A 17,815-nucleotide genomic window follows, 5' to 3' on the forward strand; every position below is an offset into this window, starting at 1 on the left:
GGCGGGAACGGCGAGCCGGTCAGACTGATCGTCGGGAAGAACGCTGAGCGGGCAGCGCCGATATTCGCGTTGGCGGCGCGCAGCGTATGTTCGACCGCGCGGATGTCGGGTCGGCGCGCCAGAAGGTCCGAGGGCACGCGATCGACCCGGCCGCCGACCGGCGCCGTGACCTGCGTAAAGGAAAGGTCGAGCCGTGCGGCGGCTACGGCCGCGCTACCGGCCTGCACCTGTGCGCGTGCGGCGTTCCGCTGCGCCAGCGCGTCGTCATAAGTCTTGCGCGAGATTGCGCCGGTCGCGACGAGTTGTTCCGAGCGGGTGAAATTGCTTTCGGCGAGCGTTGCGGAGGCTTGCGCCTGACGAAGCTGCGCCTGCGCCTGATCGAGCGCGACCTGGAATGGTCGCGGATCAATGCGGAACAGAAGCTGCCCCTTCCTGACGAGCACGCCTTCGGGGACATGGACGGAGACGATTGCGCCGCTGACGCGGGGCCGCAACTCGACGCTCTGGGGCGCCGATAGCGAACCGTTGAACTCGGCCGAGGGGGCAAGCTCGCGCACGACAACTTGCGCTACTGGCACTTGCGGCGCTGCCGCCGCTTGTGCGCCCTGATCGCCGCCCGATTTGCTACAAGCTGACGTAAGGCCGCCAATAGCCAAGGCTATGGAAGCCAGGAGAAGTGCGCTTTTTGTCGGCATGATATTGCCTTTCAACTGTGCCGCGCCTTGTTCATCCGTTCCGCGGCGTCTGATCGATTCCTGTTCGCTTTGCGGCTTCCAGCGTTGGCAAGGTCAAGGATTATTTTCAACAATCATTCATATGAATATAGATAAATATGAAAGGATAGGCGATAGGTCGAAGGGGCACGCCGGCATGGCGCGTCGAGCGTCGCAATGCCATCCTTGGTGCGCATCGCGACGAGATTAGGCGCGGCGCATTGAAGCTCGCGCGTGTCCTCAATGATGACGACGCGGTCGGGACCCTTGGCGACTTCGGCTAGAAGCGCCGCTTGGTCGGCGGCCATGGTGCCCGACTGCACATAGTCATCGAGCAACGTACCGGCGGCGTAGGTCCGACGTGAGCCCGAAGTGATTCATCCCTTGACCTTCCAAACGTTGGAAGAAGCATCGGTCTGCGGCAACAAACGAATCAATGCGGAAAGTCAGGAATTCCCGGATTCCTGAAGCCGTCCCTCAACCGCCGACGCCGTCATCGGCTTCTCCGAGCGCAAAAATGACGCTGCCATTTGCTCGTCATCGCCACGGCCAGCTCATGGTGGTGCTTGACTGCATCGAGTTGACATCAAACAAATGAACACATATTCATGTGCACATCTTATGGCTCCGTTTGAGATCGACATGCCCCATTCCCACAGCCACCACGATCACGATCACGCAAGACGGGAGCATGCCCATTTTCGCGATCTCGCGGGAGGACGTGCGATGCCTAGCAAGTCACCTATGTTTCGGAACCAGCCACGATGATGGCGCTCGTGCGGGTCGCGCTAACGCGACCGCTGACCTTCATCGTGATGGCCGTGCTGATCTTTGGCCTCGGCATCCTGTCCGTTCTGAGGATGCCGGTCGACATCTTCCCGCGCATCGGCGTGCCGGTGATCGCGACCGCCTGGACCTATAATGGGCTGTCGCCCGAGGACATGGCCGGACGGATCATCAATCCGTTCGAACGCGTGCTGACCACGACCGTCAACGACATCGACCGGATCGAGAGCCAGTCGATGAACGGCGTTGGCGTCGTGCGGATTTACTTCCAGCCAGGCGCGGACATTCGCACCGCGACCGCGCAGGTCACGTCGATCTCGCAGTTCATTTTGCGTCAGCTTCCGCCGGGCATCTCTCCGCCGTTCATCGTCAACTATGACGCCTCGACCGTGCCGATCGTCCAGCTCGCCCTCTCCGGCGAAGGGCTGAGCGAACAGCAGCTCTACGATCTCGGCGTCAATCAAATCCGCCCGCAGCTCATCACCGTGCCGGGCGTCGCCATGCCCTTCCCATCCGGCGGCAAGCAGCGTCAGATACAGATCGACATCGACCCTGAGGCGCTGCGCGCTCGCGGCCTGTCCGCCGGCGACGTCGCGGCGGCGATTGCCGCGCAAACCCAAATCATCCCGGCGGGCTTCGCCAAGGTCGGCGGCCTGCAATACACCGTCAGGCTCAACAATGCGCCGGGCTCGGTCGAGCAGTTGAACAATCTGCCAGTTCGCGTGGTCGACGGCGCGACGATCACCATGCGCGACATCGCCCAAGTCCGCGACGGCGCGCCGCCGCAAATGAACATCGTCCAAGTCGAAGGCCAGCGGTCAGTCCTGATGACCGTGCTCAAGAGCGGTGCGGCCTCAACCATCGATATCGTCAATACGGTTCGCGAGCGTATCCCACAGATCACCGAGGGCCTCCCGGAAACGCTGCGCGTCCAGCTTATCGGCGACCAGTCGGTGCTGGTGAAGGCGGCCGTCTCCACCGTGGCCTATGAGGGTGTGTTGGCCGCCGTGCTGACCTCGCTGATGATCCTGCTGTTTCTGGGATCGTGGCGATCGACGATCATCATCGTGACCACGATACCCTTGGCGATCCTCGCCGCGTTGTTGGCGCTGAGCGCGACCGGCCAGACGATCAACATCATGACGCTGAGCGGCTTGGCTCTGGCCATCGGCATATTGGTCGACGACGCGATGGTCACGATCGAGAACATCAACTGGCACCTTGAGAAAGGGAAGCCGGTTCTACGCTCGATCATGGACGGCGCGGCGCAGATCGTGACGCCCGCCTTCGTGATCGTGACGTGCATCTGCATCGTCTTCGTGCCGATGTTCTTCCTGCCGGGCGTCGCAGGCTATCTGTTCGTGCCGCTGGCACTGGCGGTGATCTTCTCGATGATCGCCTCGTTCATCCTGTCGCGCACGCTCATCCCGACGATGGCGATGTATCTGCTACGCCCGCATCGGGAGGGCGAAGAGGCCGAGCGCGCCCGCTCGCGCAATCCACTCGTCCGGTTCCAGCATCGCTTTTCGACCGGGTTCGACAGGCAGAAGGACCGCTTCGGGCGGGTGCTTTCCCGCGTGATGTCCGCACGGCGCATCTTCATCCCGGCGTTCCTCGGCGCGATGGTGGCGTCGCTGCTGCTCATTCCCACACTTGGCCGCGACTTCTTTCCCACTGTGGATGCTGGGCAAATCACCCTGCATGTGCGCGCGCCGGCAGGCACGCGCATCGAGGACAGCACGGCGCTGATCTCGCGGGTGCAGACGCGGGTGCGCGAATTGATCCCCGCCGAGCAGGTTGAATCGGTCGTCGCCAATGTCGGAATGTCCTCCGCGCTGCTCAACGTCATCTACAACAATACGGGGACGGTGGGACTGAACGAGGGCGATATCCTCATCTCGCTCGGGCGGAACCGAACCGCGACGGACACGCATGTCGCCACTTTGCGGCGCGAGCTGCCCGTGAGCTTTCCGGGCGTTGATTTCTCCTTCCTGCCTGCCGACATCACCAGCCAAATCCTGAACTTCGGCTCGCCAGCGCCGATCGATATCCAGGTGCGCGGCCGGAATCTCGCGGCGAACGAAGCTTATGCGCAAGCGATCCTCAAACGCGTTCGGACCGTGCCCGGCCTCGCCGACGCCCGACTCCAGCAATCCTCGCGCGCGCCGCAGCTCAACATCGACATCGATCGCTCGCGGATCGCGCAATACGGGCTCAACCAGCGTGACGTAACCACCAGCGTCGCGACCGCCCTAGCCGGCACGCAGCAGTCTGCGCCGGTTTACTGGCTCAATCCCGAAAACGGGGTGTCCTATCCTGTCGTGGCGCAAGTCCCCGAACTGGAGGTCGACACGATCGCTGCGCTGGAAGCGCTGCCGGTTTCGGCGACGGGCGCCGGGGAGGCCCAGACGCTGGGCGGTCTTGGCGCCGTGACTCGCAATACGACCATCAACGTAGCGAGCCGAGCAGACATCCAGCCGGTCATCAACATCTATGCCACGCCGCAGGCTCGCGACCTGGGCGCCGTGGCCGGCGACATTCATCGCATCATTGCCGAGATGGATGCCGAGCGCCCGGCCGGCGTAACCGTCACGCTGGCGGGACAATATGAGACGATGAACCACGCCTTCTCCGGTCTCGCTTTCGGGCTGATCGGCGCGATTATCCTCATCTACCTCGTGATCGTCGTGACCTTCCAGAGCTGGATCGACCCGCTGGTCATCATCGGCGCGCTGCCGGCCGCCTTCGCCGGCATCGTCTGGATGCTGTTCGTGACCGGCACGACCATCTCCGTGCCCGCGCTCACCGGCGCGATCATGTGCATGGGCGTCGCCACCGCCAACTCCATCCTGGTGGTCAGCTTCGCACGCGAACGCCTAGCCGAGACCGGCGACGCCACCCGCGCCGCGATCGAGGCGGCGGTGGTCCGTTTCCGCCCCGTGCTGATGACCGCGCTCGCGATCATCATCGGCATGACCCCCATCGCGCTCGGTATCGGCGAGGGCGCCGAGCAGAACGCTCCGCTCGGCCGCGCGGTGATCGGCGGCTTGATCTTCGCAACCGTGGCGACACTGCTGCTCGTGCCGGCGCTGTTCAGCATCGCCCATCGCAAGGGCGCGCCTTCCTCACCCGCAAGGGAGCTTGAACTCCAGCATGTCTGATCCAACCCCAAAGAAGCGCGCCGGCCTTTATCTCGGCGCGGCCGGTCTCGTGATTGCCGCACTGGTCGGAGGCGGCCTCGTTTCGCGCGGCATGGCCGAAAGCGAACAGGCAGCCATCGCGGCCGAGAACGCGCTGCCCACCGTCAGCCTGGTTCAGCCCCGCGTGTCCGAGGGAGGCGAGATCGTGCTGCCGGGCAGTCTCGATCCCTATAATCGCGCCGCGATCAACGCGCGGGTGAGCGGCTATGTGCGCGAATGGCGCGCGGACATCGGGGACCGGGTGCGGCGCGGGCAAACGCTCGCCATCCTCGATGCGCCCGAGATCGACCAGCAGCTCGCGCAGGCCCAGGCGGCCTATCAGACCGCGGCCGCTGATCGCGGGCTGGCCGAAACCACGGCGGCGCGCTGGAACAATCTGCTCGAAAAGGACGCCGTGTCCCGGCAGGAAGCCGATGAGCGGCAGGGGCAGTTTGCCGCTGCCGATGCGCGCGCACGGGCCGCTCAGGCGGACGTCGGCCGGCTGAGGGCGCTGACCGGATTTACGCGGCTGACGGCGCCGTTCGATGGCGTCGTCACCAGCCGCTCGGCCCAGCTCGGCGCCTTGGTCCAGACGGGCGCGCCGGGGGTGGAACCCTTGTTCACCGTTGCCGACGTCAGCCGCCTGCGCCTCTATGTGCGCGTACCGCAAGCTTTTTCGGGAAGGCTGGTGCGCGGCACGCAAGCGATGTTCACCGTGCCTGACAGACCGGGCGAGGTGTTCGAGGCCACACTGTCCCGTCTCTCCGAGGCGGTGGACCGCCAATCCGGCGCAATGCTGGTGGAATTTCTGGTCGATAACGGCGCTCGACGCCTGAGACCCGGCAGCTACGCGGAGGTGCGGGTGTCCGTGCCTGGCGGCGCCGAAACGGTCCAGGTGCCGGCGAGCGCCCTGATCCTCGGTTCCGACGGCGCGCGGGTCGCCGTGGTCGATGGCCAGGGTCAGGTCGCGCTTCGGGAGGTTGCGGTGGGTCGCGACCAGGGCGCGACCATCGAGATTATCTCGGGGCTACGTCCAACCGACCGCATCGTTCAGACCCCTCCCGACGCGCTGGCCACCGGCGACAAGGTCCGGGTAGTTCCCGCACGGCAACCGGCGGCTCCGAATGCGCAGCGCTAGGATAGCATTCGTCGCCGCGATCGGCCTCGGCGGCTGCGCCACCCTGCCGCCGATGCAAACGCCGGCAATCGAGACCCCGGCAAGCTTCCGCCATGTGGAAGGATGGACGACGGCCGCGCCCGGCGATCATCTAGACCGTGGCGAGTGGTGGCGCGGATTCGCGGACCCGGTGCTCGACGAGCTGATGGCGCGGCTGGACGAGCGGACCCCGACGCTCGCGGCCGCGCTTGCCCGTTACGACCGGGCGTTGGCGGCGGCACGGCTCGACCGCTCCAACCAGTTGCCGAATGTCGATCTGACCGGCGGGGCTTCGCGCGAGCGGCTTTCAGCCGGACGATCGATCGGAGCTGGCGAGCCCGTAATCGCGAACCAGATCCTCTTCGGTGTTGGTCTCGATTATGAGTTGGACCTTTGGGGCCGGGTCCGCAACAGCGTGCGCGCCGCTACGGCGGATGCCGAAGCGCAGGAGGCCGCCTTGCGCTCGGCGCGGCTCAGCCTTCAGGCTTCGGTCGCCGATCTCTATGTCCAACTTCGCGCCGTCGATGCCGAGCAGGTCCTGCTGACCAGGACCGTGGCCGCCTATGCGCGCGCCGATGATTTGATCCGCACCCGCCACGAAGGCGGCATTGCCTCTGGCGTGGACCGTAGCCGATCGACGGCCCAGCTCGCCGATGCCCGCGCCCGTCTGGAGGCGCTACGGGCGCAGCGCGCGGGGATCGAGAACCGGATCGCGGCGCTGGTTGGCGAGAGCGCCTCTGTTTTCGCCATCGATCCCGCGCAACGAAGCCTTGCGCTGCCTGACCTGCCGCCGTCCCTGCCCTCCGAACTTCTTCAGCGCCGTCCCGACATCGCCGAGGCGCAGCGCCGCCTGGTCGCCGCCAATGCGCGGATCGGCGTCGCGCGGGCCGCCTTCTATCCGCGCATCAGCCTCGGGCTCGGCGCGGGGTATCAGGCGGTCGAGGCGCCGATCGTCAGCGCGGATACTGGTTTCTGGGCGCTCGGGCCGATCACCACGATCTTCAATCTGTTCGACGGTGGCGGACGGCGAGCGCGGCTGGCCATCAGCCGGACGGACTATGAAGAACTCGCCGCGGGCTACCGCCAGACCGTGCTGGATGCGTTCCGGGAGGTGGAGGATGCCCTGTCTCGCATGGATGCCTTGACGGGTCAGGATCGCGAGCAGCGCATAGCCGCCCAAGCGGCGGCGCGGGCTGAGAGCCTGGCGCTTGATCGCTATCGCGACGGCGCGGCCGACTATCTGGAGGTGACGACGGCCCAAACCGCCGCGCTCGCCGCGCAACGCGCCAGCATCACGGTCGAATATGATCGCGCCCGAACGGCAATCGCCTTGATCCGGGCGCTGGGAGGCGCGACCCCGGACGACACATGACGGAGAAGCGCCGCCCTTCACGACGAGACCTACTGCAAATCGGCGGGGTGGTCGCCATAGGTTATGGCGTCAGCGTTTTTCTGAAGGCGACCGCACCACTCGGGATCAACGCGTCCGCTTGTTGTCGGACTTGTTGACCACGGCTTAGCGGGAGCGGCGCCGCATCGTGGAGCGGTGTCGAATATCTGATTCGTTTACGGTCGGTGCCGAAGGCGGCCCGTTGCCGCCGGCACGGATGCTGGCGCGGCGCCGGGTTCCTCCAGATCGGCAAGGATCGGGCAGTCAGGCCGATCATCGCCCGCGCAGCAATCCACCAGCGTTCCGAGCGTCGCGGCCATCTGGTTCAGATTTTCGATCCGCTCCTGAAGCTGGGCGATATGGGCCTGCGCGATCCGCTTCACATCGGCGCTCTGGCGGGCCTTGTCCCGCCAGAGGCTCAGAAGATCGTTGATCTCCGCGACCGAGAAACCGAGATCACGCGCCCGCCGGATGAACCGCAGCATATGAACATCCGATGGCGAGTAATCGCGATAGCCGGAGTCCTTGCGATCGGCTTTCGGAATGAGGCCGGTCTGCTCGTAATAGCGGATCATCTTGGCGGAGACGCCCGACGCCTTGGAGGCTTGTCCGATGTTCATGCCGTTCCTCCTGTCTCGCGTGGCTGAAAACCGCGCAGGCGCAACGAATTACCCAAGACGAAGATGCTCGACATCGCCATAGCACCCGCCGCGAACACCGGCGAGAACAGGATGCCCAGGCTCGGATAGAGCACGCCTGCCGCGACCGGGATCAGCGCCGTGTTGTAGGCGAACGCCCAGAACAGGTTCTGGCGGATATTGCCAATCGTCGCGCGCGACAGGGCGATGGCCGTCGCCACACCGTTCAGATGGCCCGACATCAGCACGACATCGGCCGCCTCGATCGCGATATCCGTGCCGGTGCCGACCGCTAGGCCGATATCGGCAGCCGCCAGCGCGGGCGCATCGTTGATGCCATCCCCGACGAAGGCGACGCGGCCATGCTCGGCCTTGAGCCGGGCTATCGCCTCCACCTTCCCTTCGGGCAGGACTTCGGCGACCACTTCGTCGATACCGAGCTGGCGGGCGATAGCCTCGGCCGTCATGCGGTTGTCGCCGGTCAGCATCGCAACCTTGAGGCCGAGCGCGTGCAGCGCCGCGATGGCTGCCGGCGTGGTCGCCTTGATCGGATCGGCCACCGCGATGATCGCGGCAAGCCGCCCGCCAATGGCGGCATAGAGCGGCGACTTGCCTTCCTGCCCCAACCGCTGTGCTGTCTCCGCAAAGGCGGCCACGTCCAGCCCAAGCTCGCGCATGTAGCGATCGGCACCGATCTGGACCAGCTCGCCACCCGCCACCGCCTTGACACCGAAGCCGGTGATAGAGTCGAAGTCGGTAATCGCGGGCAGCGCAATACCTTCCGCCTTGGCCGCGTCGACGATTGCGCGGGCGATCGGATGCTCCGACTTGTCCTCGACAGCGGCGACCAGACCCAGCACCGCCGCCCGGTCGAAGCCGTCCGTCACTTGCAGGTCGGTGAGCGCGGGACGACCTTCGGTCAGCGTGCCGGTCTTGTCGACCGCGACAACCCTGGCGTCCTTCAGCAGTTGCAGCGCCTCGCCCTTGCGGAACAAGATACCCAGTTCCGCTCCGCGCCCGGTGCCGACCATGATGGCGGTCGGCGTCGCCAGCCCCATAGCGCAGGGGCAGGCGATGATGAGCACGGCGACCGCATTCACCAGTGCAAAGGTCAGTGCGGGCGACGGGCCGAACCACAGCCAGGCTGCGAAAGTCAGCGCCGCCACACCGAACACGGCGGGGACGAACCACATCGTCACCTTGTCGACCAGCGCCTGAATCGGCAGCTTCGATCCCTGCGCCTGCTCGACCATGCGGATGATCTGCGCCAGCATCGTCGCGCCGCCAACGGCGGTGGCGCGGAACGCCAGCGCGCCCTGCTGATTGACGGTGCCGCCGACCAGCGTGGCGCCCTCAGCCTTGGCGACCGGGATGGGTTCGCCGGTGATCATCGACTCGTCGACATAGCTCTCGCCCTCGGTCACTTCGCCATCGACGGGGATGCGCTCGCCGGGACGCACTTCGATAATGTCGCCGGTGATGACCTCGCTAATGGAAACCTCGAACACCGCGCTGTCGCGGCGCACGCGGGCGGTCTTGGCCTGCAATCCCACCAGCCGCTTGATCGCTTCGGAGGTGCGGCCCTTTGCACGGGCTTCGAGGTAACGGCCCAACAGGATCAGCGCAACGATGACCGCCGCCGCTTCATAATAGACGTTGACCGTCCCGGCGGGCAGCAGACCGGGCGCGAAAGTCGCGACCAGCGAATAGCCGTAGGCGGCCAGCGTGCCGACGGCAACCAGCGAGTTCATGTCCGGCGCCAGCCGCGCCAGCGCGGGCAGGCCCGCCTTGTAGAAACGGATGCCGGGGAAGGCGAGCACCAGCGTCGTCAGGACGAACTGGAGATACCAGCTTGCCTGCATGCCGATCGTGCGGTCGATCAAGCCATGGACGCCGGGAATGACGTGGCTGCCCATTTCGAGCAGGAACACCGGCAGCGCCAGTACGGTCGCAAGGGTGAGATCGCGCTTCAGCGCCCGGCGCTCGGCGTCCTTCCGCTCGGCCGCTTCCTCGTCGCCAGAAACGCTGGCCTCAATTGGGCGCGCTGTATAGCCCGCGCCCGCGATCGCTGCGATGAGCGCCTCAACATCGGCCGCGCCGCGCACGCTCGCGCGTTCGGTCGCTAGGTTGACTATCGCCTCGGTGACGCCGGGGACAGCTTTGAGCGCCCGCTCCACGCGACCGACGCAGGATGCGCAGGTCATTCCCTCCACCGCCAGTTCGATGCCGGCGACAGATGGCACGCTGTAGCCGGCGGCCTCGACGGCCCGCACCAGCGCCTTTCGGTCGACGGCGGCGTTTGCTCGAATGTCGGCGTTTGCTCGAATGTCGGCGCGTTCGGTCGCCAGATTGACGCTGACGGACTGTACGCCCTCGACCTTGCTCAGCGACCGTTCGATGCGGGCCACACAGGACGCGCAGGTCATGCCCTCAATCGGCAAGCTGATCGCCGAATCGATGGATTCGTCCGAATCTCTCAGGGTTTCTGCGGCTATCATGGCTCGATACTCCACACTTCACGATTGGAATTTGTCGCAAGATGCAGGTTCCAATGATGGGAAGGTCAAGGGCAAAATATATCCTGACCTGATGAGAGCAAGCCGCCCTCGCAAGCACATGGCTCAACGGTAGGGCCGTGATCTCCTTTCCGATAGCGACCGCGAAAAACGGCCTTGACCCTCCAACGATGGGAAAGATTAGCTTGTGATCCGTTGTCAGGAACAATGGAGATTTCCCATGCAATTCCACGTCGAAAACATGAGCTGCGGTTCATGCATCAAGCACATCGCGCAAGCGATCACCGCGATCGACGCCAATGCGAAGGTCGAGGTGAGTATCGCGGACAAGAAGGTCACGGTCGATACCGTGGCTAGCGCGCAAGCTATCGAAGTCGCGCTCGCCGAGGACGGCTATCCCGCGCGCGCTATTGAAGTGGCATAGGGAGGCGTAGCCATACCACCAGGTCCGACCGGGCGGATGACGGCTGTCGTCCGTCCGGCATTTCCGGCCCTTGTTCCCGTTTCCGAAAATCGGGCACCTGCAGGACATAGAGACATGACACCATTCATTGAGCGCAGGTCGTTTTTACGAGCGGGAGCCATCGGCATAGCCGGACTCGGCATCACGGGGCTTGTTCCCGCCTGGGCCAGAACCGGCTCGACCGGGCTTGTACCGACCCTGCCCACACTCTCGGGCGAGGATATTCACCTCAGGATTGCCAATACGCCTTTCACCGTAGGCGGGCGGACCGGTCACGCCGTGACTATGAATGGTGTATTGCCCGCGCCGCTGATCCGGCTGCGCGAGGGGCAGAATGTGCGGTTGCACGTCGAGAACACGCTCGACGAGGACAGCTCGATCCACTGGCACGGGCTGCTCGTGCCATTCCAGATGGACGGCGTGCCCGGCCTCAGCTTTCCGGGGATCAAGCCGCGTTCGACCTTCGTCTATGACTTTCCGTTGCTGCAAAGCGGCACCTATTGGTATCACAGCCATAGCGGCCTTCAGGAACAACAGGGCCATTATGGTCCGATCGTGATCGATCCCGCCGAGCCCGATCCGATCGCTTATGATCGCGAGCATGTGATCGTGCTGAGCGACTGGACGTTCCTGCATCCGCACGCTCTCATCACCAAGCTCAAGGCGGAAGGCGGCTACTTCAATCGCCAGAAACAGACATTGTTCGGCATGATGAAGGGCGGCCCCGAGGAGGAAATGTCGGCATCGGACCGCGCCATGTGGGCGCAGATGCGGATGGACCCCACCGACATTTCCGACGTGACGGCCGTCACCTACACCTATCTCATCAACGGTCATGGCCCGCAGGAGAACTGGACCGGCCTGTTCCGTCCCGGCGAGCGGGTGCGGCTGCGCTTCATCAATGCCGCCACCATGACGATCTTCAATATCCGTATCCCCGGCCTGCCGATGACGGTGGTCAGCGCCGATGGCCAGAATGTCCGACCCGTAACGGTCGACGAGTTCCAGATCGGCAATGCCGAAACTTATGACGCCATCATCGAACCCGCCGAGGACAAGGCGTTCACGCTGGTGGCGGAATCGATCGATCGTTCCGGCATGGCGAGCGCCACGCTCGCATCCCGTATGGGGATGACGGCGCCGATTCCGCCGCTGCGCCCGCGTCCCACGCTCACCATGAAGGACATGGGCATGGGCGGCATGGACCACGGATCAATGGCGGGAATGGACCATAGTGCCATGGGCCATGGCGCGATGGCGGCCGGGGCAGACGCGGTGACAGCAGACCATGGCGGGATGGATCACAGCGGCATGGATCATGGCGGTTCCCATTCGATGGGCGGCATGAACATGCGTGACAAGTCTTTGGTTCCCGACAGCGTCAAGGTCGGTGTGGGCGTGGACGCCATCGCCATGGCGCCGGTCGATCGCACCGGCGATCCGGGGCTGGGCCTCGAAGATGTCGGCCATAAGGTGCTGACCTATCGCGATCTGATGTCCTTGACGCCCAATCCCGACACGCGCCCGCCGCAGCGCACGGTCGAGGTCCACCTCACCGGCAACATGGAACGGTTCATGTGGTCGTTCGATGGCGAGAAGTTCAGCGAGGGCGTGGAACCGATCCGCTTCGAGCGCAATGAACGCGCCCGCGTTACCCTCATCAACGACACGATGATGACCCATCCCATCCACCTGCACGGCCATTTCTTCGAACTGGTGAACGGTCATACCGGCAGCTATCCGCGCAAGCACACCGTCAATGTGCTGCCGGGCGGCAAGGTCAGCTTCGACCTGACCGCCGATGCGCCCGGCGACTGGGCGTTTCACTGCCATCTGCTGCTCCACATGCACGCCGGGATGTTTCGCGTCGTCACCGTCCGTCCGCTCGACGGAGACGCGGCATGATGCGGCTCGTGGGCATCGCTCTCCTCGCCGTCGCGACTCCCGCTTGAGCGCAACACGATCACCGGAGTCATGCTGGCGCCTCACAGCAGGACCCGGCCGATTCCCATGCGGGGCATCGTATGGACGGTGCCGAAGGCAATCCCCATGCGGGGCACGACATGCCGCCGGAACCCTCCGCAGCGCCCGATCCTCATGCCGGCCACGCCATGCCTTCAGCCGCGCCGATGGAAGCGCACCAGGCCCATGCAGGCCATGAACCGGGCATTCCCGACCCGCCGGTGCGCGGGCCATCGGCGGCGGCCATGGGCGGCCCCGATCACGCCGCCGATGCCATATTCGGCGCGGCGGCCATGGCTCCGGCGCGCGAAATCGTGCGCCGCGAACATGGCGATATCAAAAGCCACAATATCCTGATCGATCAGCTCGAAGCCGTGATCGGCAAGGGCAAGGACGGCTATGCCTGGGACGTGCAGGGCTGGTATGGCGGCGATATCGACAAGCTCTGGCTCAAGACCGAAGGCGAAAGCCACTTCGACGACAGCCCGGAAAGTGTCGAGGCGCAGGCGCTCTGGAGCCACGCGCTCGATCCGTGGTGGAACCTCCAGGCCGGCATACGCCACGATTTTCGGTCCGGACCGGACCGCACCTACGCTGTCATCGGCGTTCAGGGCCTTGCCCCTTACTGGTTCGAGATCGACAGTGCGCTGTTCCTGTCCGACAAGGGTGACGTCACCGCGCGAATCGAAGCGGAATATGACCAGCGCCTGACCCAGAAGCTGATCCTCCAGCCAACCGCCGAACTGAACTTCTCCGCGCAGGACGTTCCCGAGCTGGGCATCGGTTCCGGGCTGTCCACCGCCGAGTTGGGGTTGCGTCTGCGCTACCAGTTCGTGCCGGAGTTCGCGCCCTATATCGGCGTGAAATATGAACGCGCCTTTGGCGACACGGCGGATTTTCGCCGCGCCCGCGCTGAAAGCAGAGGTGGGTGGAATTTCCTGATCGGAATCCGGTCCTGGTTCTGAGGGATATGGTTATCGGACCGGCGGGCCTGATCGAGGTGCGCCGGTCCTCCTGTCTTTCTGTGAACAAATATTACTGGGCGCGATCATTCGTCGTCGTGATCCTCATCCATATGGCTGGCCATGTCGATGAGCATGGTGCTCACATGGGCATCCGCCACTTCATAGAATATCTGCTTGCCGTGTCGCTCGCTACGGACGAGGCGCGCGCCGCGCAGGAGGCGCAGATGGTGGCTGACCAGCGTTTGCGACAGATCGAGGCTTTCGGCGATGTCGCCCACCGATCGCGGCGTTTGCAGGCAATAGAGCAGAATACGCAGGCGGGAGGGATCGCCCAGCAAGCGGAAAGTTTCGGCCAGGATCGTTACGTCGTGGCTCGACAGTCCCTGAGAATGCTTAGGATTGCCATGATCGTCAGAGTTGGTGGTGTCGGACATCAGGAGCCTCTTATACGTGAATATATGACGATGTGTAGATTTATGATCCTTCTAGGGCCAGCCTTGACCACCCGCTAGCCAACCAATTGCCGGTTTTCCTCGATCATCCCCTTGCACTTGTGGAACCGGCTTGCCGGAGCAGCAGCGGAATGAGGCTCGTCGCGATTACCGGGAAAATCAGCCAATTGATCGCCATCCAACCCGAGCTGTGCAAGATCGTGCCGGCAAGAAAGGAAACAGCCGCTGTGGTCGCGAAGGCCGAGTCCGAACAGGCTGACGGGGAAGGTAACCCAGGCGGGATCGGGCGAGAGTTGCTGACCGACCAGCCCGCCGAGCGACATCACGATCGGCGGGCTGGCGCCGCCCAAGGCTTGCGCGGCAGTGAGAACAGCGATGTTCCTGCGGGCGTTTGGTTCCCGTTCATTGCCAAGAGCCACCTTCAGGCACCGGGAGGCAGTCTGACAGAGCATTTCAGATAGGCTGCACCAACGTCCGCCTATCAGTGGGAGCAAGCGTGTTTCACGCCGCCGTGGCTGTGGCTGGGATGGTCGTGCCCAGGTCCGCGTCCCTCATCCCGCTTGCTGCCGGGAGCGAGGCTGCACGTCTCGCCTTCCTCGTTCCAATCCACCGCTACAGTGGCGTGCTCGATCTCGAAATGGCTCTCCAACTCGCGTTCCACTGCACGCACCACTACGCGGGCCTCGGTGTCGTTCGCCGGTCGGACGTGCATCGTCGCCAGCGTGCGGCCCGACGTGATCGACCAGACATGGATATGGCCGACCGCAGCCACGCCCGGCACATGCTCCAGAATATGGCGCTCGATCTTCTCCGGCGCCGCGCCGTCGGGCGCGCCTTCGAGCAGGATGTGCAGCGACTTGCCCGCCAGTTTCCATGCGCTACGCAGTACCAGCAGGGAGACGACCACCGACAGGATGGGGTCGATCGGCGTCCAGCCCGTCAGGTAGATCACGATCGCCGCGCCCACGGCGCCGACCGAGCCGAGCAGGTCGCCCATGACGTGGAGCGCCGCGCCCTTGATGTTGACATGCTCGCTGTCGCCGCGCGTCAGAATCCAGAAGACGAGGATATTGACCAGCAGCCCCGCGATCGCGACCCCGAACATCGGGCCGGCAAGGATCGGCTGCGGCTCCTGAAAGCGCTGCCAGGCTTCATAGACGATCCAGCCGACGATCGCGAACAGGGTGACGGCGTTGACGAAGCCGGCGATCACCTCGAAACGCAGATAGCCGAAGGTGCGTTTGGAATCAGCCGCGCGCTGGCCGAAACGGAAGGCGGCATAGGCGAGCGCCAGCGCCGCCGCGTCGGTCATCATATGGCCGGCGTCCGCCAGCAGCGCCAGCGACCCTGAAAGCAGACCGCCCACGACCTCGACCGCCATGAAGGTGAAGATCAGGCCGAACGACAGCAGCACCTTGCGCTCATTGTCGCTGGTGATGGTCGGCGTGTGCGAATGATCGTGGTCGTGATCGTGGCCATGACCATGGTCGGCGTGCGAGTGGGCCATTATCGAGCTTTCATGACATATACATTAAACACATCAATATGTGTTCATATAATGTATGTCAATATGCCTATGTGCCGATGGATAATGACCCGGCCGACCTCTTGTTCTTTAGACAGTTTTGGGGATGAAAGCCGCATCGGTCTAGGAGCGGCCTGCATCCCATACCATCGTGTGCAATTGTCAGGCGGCCAGCCGTTGTGACGTTTCAGCTTGTGCTGTTGAGTCTTGATGGGGCGTCAGAAACCGAACCAACGCAGCCTTACGCGAGCCCCGATCAAGCGCATAATGTGTATGTGTCAGCTCAGCACCATTGAGCAGCGCATGGATGTAGCCGGACACCGTATCGGCCGCCATGACGAGGGCTGCATCGAGCGTATGCACATAACGGCTGGTGATAGAGCCGGTGGCATGGCCGAGAAGCGCCGCGATGGTGATCTCGGTGAAACCAAGGTCGTTCGCCAGGCTGGCGAAGCTGTGGCGCAGTACATGAGCGGTGATGTCCGCCAGCTCCGTCCCGGCGAAGATCTTTTCCCAATGCCGAGGGAAGCTGCCGAACGGCTTGGCCAGGTTCCGCTCGCCGGGAAACACATAGGGGCTGTCGCCGCTCATGTCCCGCTCGTCGAAATACTCCAGCACCGGCAAGCCCATCGGCCGCACGGACTGACCTTCCTTCGTATCCTCGAACCGGAAGCAACTCCCCACGGTGTCGAGTTCCGTTTTGCGCAGCTTGATGACCTCACTGCGCCGGCAACCCGACATGGCGATCTGACGGATCATCTCCACGGTGCGCGTGTAGCGTTCATCCTCGGCGGCATTGGCAAGGATGCGCCCGAGGGCGCGATACTCGTCCTCGTTCAGACGGCGCTGGCGCACGGCGTCCTTGGGCTTGCGGATGCCATGCGCCGGATTGACCTCGATGATGCCCAGGTCATCCCGTGCATAGGTGAAGATGCCACCCAGGAGACCGACGGTGCGGCTAGCGACGCCGATGCCGCCCCGTACGATCGACTTACCGCGCAGTTTCTCCGTCTTCTCGATCCCGCGCGTCTTGCCCGCCATGATGTCCTTCATCATGGTCGTCACGTCGGCCTTGGTGACGTGGGTGACGCGCTTCTTGCCCAGGAGTGGGATGATGTGGCGGTTGATCCGGCCGAGGTCGGTGATCTTGGTGCTGGCCTTCTTCGGCCGCCCGCCCTTGCCGAGGATGCGGCCGGCTTCGAGTTCCGCGATATACAGCTCGCAAAGCTCCTTTACCGAGATCGCCTTGCGCGCGCTGTTCCGGTTTTCGAGGGGATCGTTCCCCTTGGAGACTTCGGCCAGGGCTTGAATGGCCAGCGTGCGCGCTTGCTCGGCGGTGATCTGTCCGTGCCGGCCCAGCTTCATCCGCCGCCGCACATTGTTGGCGTTTCGATAATCGACGAAGTAGGTCCGGGTGCCGGAGGGCAGGACGAAGACGCCAAAGCCCTTCAGCTCGCCGCACCAAACGGTGTATTGACGGTCGCGTGGTTCGGACTTGTCCACGACGGTTTTCGTAAGTTTCGACATAAGTACCTCGCTAGTGCGGGCTCAAAAACTCACCAAAATCTCACCACCGTATCGAAAACTGTGGGTGTCGTTGGCGTAGCACAGAGAACCCTTACGATCAATAAAATGCTGTATAAACAGCGTGTTATCGTACTCTAGCGTTGGATTGGTAAGCCTGTCGTAGCGTTGTGGTTCTAGCTCCGAAGGCAGAGGCCACAGGTTCGAATCCTGTCGGGTGCGCCAGTTTTTAGCGAGCTTGGCAGCAGCCGGACGGAAAATCTGCGCAAGAACGCTGTCGGTTGTAACGTGCTTGAACGAATTCGCACGGCGACGATTCGTCGGGCGCAGCCAGGCGGCGTGTTGCTTCTCGATGGCGTCGGGGTTCCAGATGCCCAGCGCGTCGTGCAGCGTTGCAGCCACACCCCGGGCAACGGCCTCGTTCGTCTGACAGCGCCTGACTAAAAGTTCATCACCCGAGCCTCTGGTAGAGCGCATCGGGGACTGACTGATAGCAGACGGGGCGGAGGAAGCGGTCGATGGCGAGGGTGCCGACGGAGGTGGAGC

At 64.0% G+C, this 17,815-nt stretch carries 13 protein-coding genes and 2 pseudogenes; 6 read left to right on the forward strand and 9 right to left on the reverse strand.

Annotation, left to right across the window (positions count from 1 at the left end):
• A pseudogene (locus AX709_RS19295) lies at positions 1-518 on the reverse strand (efflux RND transporter periplasmic adaptor subunit); the annotation flags it as partial.
• 362 nt (positions 519-880) lie between these two features.
• Positions 881-1,075, reverse strand: a pseudogene (locus AX709_RS02660) (P-type conjugative transfer ATPase TrbB); the annotation flags it as partial.
• 402 nt (positions 1,076-1,477) lie between these two features.
• On the opposite strand from AX709_RS02660, the gene AX709_RS02665 reads away from it, so the two are divergent.
• Genes AX709_RS02665 through AX709_RS02675 form a run of 3 tightly spaced genes read left to right on the forward strand, consistent with a single transcriptional unit; the run spans position 1,478 to position 7,206 of the window.
• A complete protein-coding gene (locus tag AX709_RS02665) occupies positions 1,478-4,660 on the forward strand; it encodes an efflux RND transporter permease subunit (protein WP_066546515.1) in 3,183 nt (1,060 codons plus the stop codon).
• Positions 4,641-5,816 (forward strand): efflux RND transporter periplasmic adaptor subunit, encoded by a 1,176-nt coding sequence (locus AX709_RS02670; RefSeq protein ID WP_231727396.1) that lies wholly within the window; start codon positions 4,641-4,643, stop codon positions 5,814-5,816. Before AX709_RS02665 ends, AX709_RS02670 begins: the two co-directional genes overlap by 20 nt.
• The gene (locus AX709_RS02675) at positions 5,803-7,206 is read left to right on the forward strand and encodes an efflux transporter outer membrane subunit (protein ID WP_017502068.1); all 1,404 of its coding nucleotides are present in this window, start codon (positions 5,803-5,805) and stop codon (positions 7,204-7,206) included. The genes AX709_RS02670 and AX709_RS02675 overlap by 14 nt, the downstream gene beginning before the upstream one ends.
• A gap of 194 nt (positions 7,207-7,400) precedes the next feature.
• Here the strand turns inward: AX709_RS02675 and cueR are convergent, their stop codons facing one another.
• Entirely contained in the window at positions 7,401-7,844 is a 444-nt protein-coding gene (cueR, locus tag AX709_RS02680) for a Cu(I)-responsive transcriptional regulator (protein ID WP_017502067.1), read from the reverse strand.
• Positions 7,841-10,360 (reverse strand): heavy metal translocating P-type ATPase, encoded by a 2,520-nt coding sequence (locus AX709_RS02685; RefSeq protein ID WP_017502066.1) that lies wholly within the window; start codon positions 10,358-10,360, stop codon positions 7,841-7,843. Before AX709_RS02685 ends, cueR begins: the two co-directional genes overlap by 4 nt.
• Positions 10,361-10,598: 238 nt before the next feature.
• On the opposite strand from AX709_RS02685, the gene AX709_RS02690 reads away from it, so the two are divergent.
• The 3 genes from AX709_RS02690 (at position 10,599) to AX709_RS02700 (ending at position 13,768) form a co-directional block, all read left to right on the forward strand.
• Positions 10,599-10,802, forward strand: a complete 204-nt coding sequence (locus AX709_RS02690) for a heavy-metal-associated domain-containing protein (RefSeq protein WP_017502065.1) — start codon at positions 10,599-10,601, stop codon at positions 10,800-10,802.
• A 114-nt stretch (positions 10,803-10,916) separates the two neighbouring features.
• On the forward strand, positions 10,917-12,746 hold the full coding sequence (locus tag AX709_RS02695) for a copper resistance system multicopper oxidase (RefSeq protein ID WP_026109362.1): 1,830 nt from the start codon (positions 10,917-10,919) through the stop codon (positions 12,744-12,746).
• A 119-nt stretch (positions 12,747-12,865) separates the two neighbouring features.
• Complete coding sequence (locus AX709_RS02700) at positions 12,866-13,768, forward strand: copper resistance protein B (RefSeq protein WP_017502063.1); 903 nt, start codon at positions 12,866-12,868, stop codon at positions 13,766-13,768.
• Between the two features lie 83 nt (positions 13,769-13,851).
• Here the strand turns inward: AX709_RS02700 and AX709_RS02705 are convergent, their stop codons facing one another.
• The 5 genes from AX709_RS02705 to AX709_RS18465 all read right to left on the reverse strand — a co-directional run bounded on the left by AX709_RS02705 (position 13,852) and on the right by AX709_RS18465 (position 17,671).
• Positions 13,852-14,202: an ArsR/SmtB family transcription factor gene (locus tag AX709_RS02705; protein ID WP_017502062.1), complete on the reverse strand. Its 351-nt coding sequence runs from the start codon at positions 14,200-14,202 to the stop codon at positions 13,852-13,854.
• A 74-nt stretch (positions 14,203-14,276) separates the two neighbouring features.
• A complete protein-coding gene (locus AX709_RS19075; protein ID WP_228220262.1) occupies positions 14,277-14,639 on the reverse strand; it encodes a hypothetical protein in 363 nt (120 codons plus the stop codon).
• 62 nt (positions 14,640-14,701) lie between these two features.
• Positions 14,702-15,727 carry a cation diffusion facilitator family transporter gene (locus AX709_RS02715; protein WP_017502060.1) on the reverse strand — a complete coding sequence of 342 codons (1,026 nt, stop codon included), beginning with the start codon at positions 15,725-15,727 and terminating at the stop codon, positions 14,702-14,704.
• 180 nt (positions 15,728-15,907) lie between these two features.
• Entirely contained in the window at positions 15,908-17,272 is a 1,365-nt protein-coding gene (locus AX709_RS02720; RefSeq protein WP_017502059.1) for a tyrosine-type recombinase/integrase, read from the reverse strand.
• A gap of 21 nt (positions 17,273-17,293) precedes the next feature.
• Entirely contained in the window at positions 17,294-17,671 is a 378-nt protein-coding gene (locus tag AX709_RS18465) for a hypothetical protein (protein ID WP_156454119.1), read from the reverse strand.
• Positions 17,672-17,815: the final 144 nt, after the last annotated feature.

The organism is Sphingomonas sp. CCH15-F11 (assembly GCF_001557005.1).
Taxonomy (GTDB): Bacteria; Pseudomonadota; Alphaproteobacteria; order Sphingomonadales; family Sphingomonadaceae; genus Sphingomonas.

Excerpts from the sequence above, each read along its gene's own strand:
- AX709_RS02665 (WP_066546515.1), top strand. The coding sequence starts at position 1,478 with ATGATGGCGCTCGTGCGGGTCGCGCTAACGCGACCGCTGACCTTCATC.
- AX709_RS02675 (WP_017502068.1), top strand. The coding sequence starts at position 5,803 with ATGCGCAGCGCTAGGATAGCATTCGTCGCCGCGATCGGCCTCGGCGGC.
- cueR (WP_017502067.1), bottom strand. The coding sequence starts at position 7,844 with ATGAACATCGGACAAGCCTCCAAGGCGTCGGGCGTCTCCGCCAAGATG.
- AX709_RS02685 (WP_017502066.1), bottom strand. The coding sequence starts at position 10,360 with ATGATAGCCGCAGAAACCCTGAGAGATTCGGACGAATCCATCGATTCG.
- AX709_RS02690 (WP_017502065.1), top strand. The coding sequence starts at position 10,599 with ATGCAATTCCACGTCGAAAACATGAGCTGCGGTTCATGCATCAAGCAC.
- AX709_RS02695 (WP_026109362.1), top strand. The coding sequence starts at position 10,917 with ATGACACCATTCATTGAGCGCAGGTCGTTTTTACGAGCGGGAGCCATC.
- AX709_RS02700 (WP_017502063.1), top strand. The coding sequence starts at position 12,866 with ATGGACGGTGCCGAAGGCAATCCCCATGCGGGGCACGACATGCCGCCG.
- AX709_RS02705 (WP_017502062.1), bottom strand. The coding sequence starts at position 14,202 with ATGTCCGACACCACCAACTCTGACGATCATGGCAATCCTAAGCATTCT.
- AX709_RS02715 (WP_017502060.1), bottom strand. The coding sequence starts at position 15,727 with ATGGCCCACTCGCACGCCGACCATGGTCATGGCCACGATCACGACCAC.
- AX709_RS02720 (WP_017502059.1), bottom strand. The coding sequence starts at position 17,272 with ATGTCGAAACTTACGAAAACCGTCGTGGACAAGTCCGAACCACGCGAC.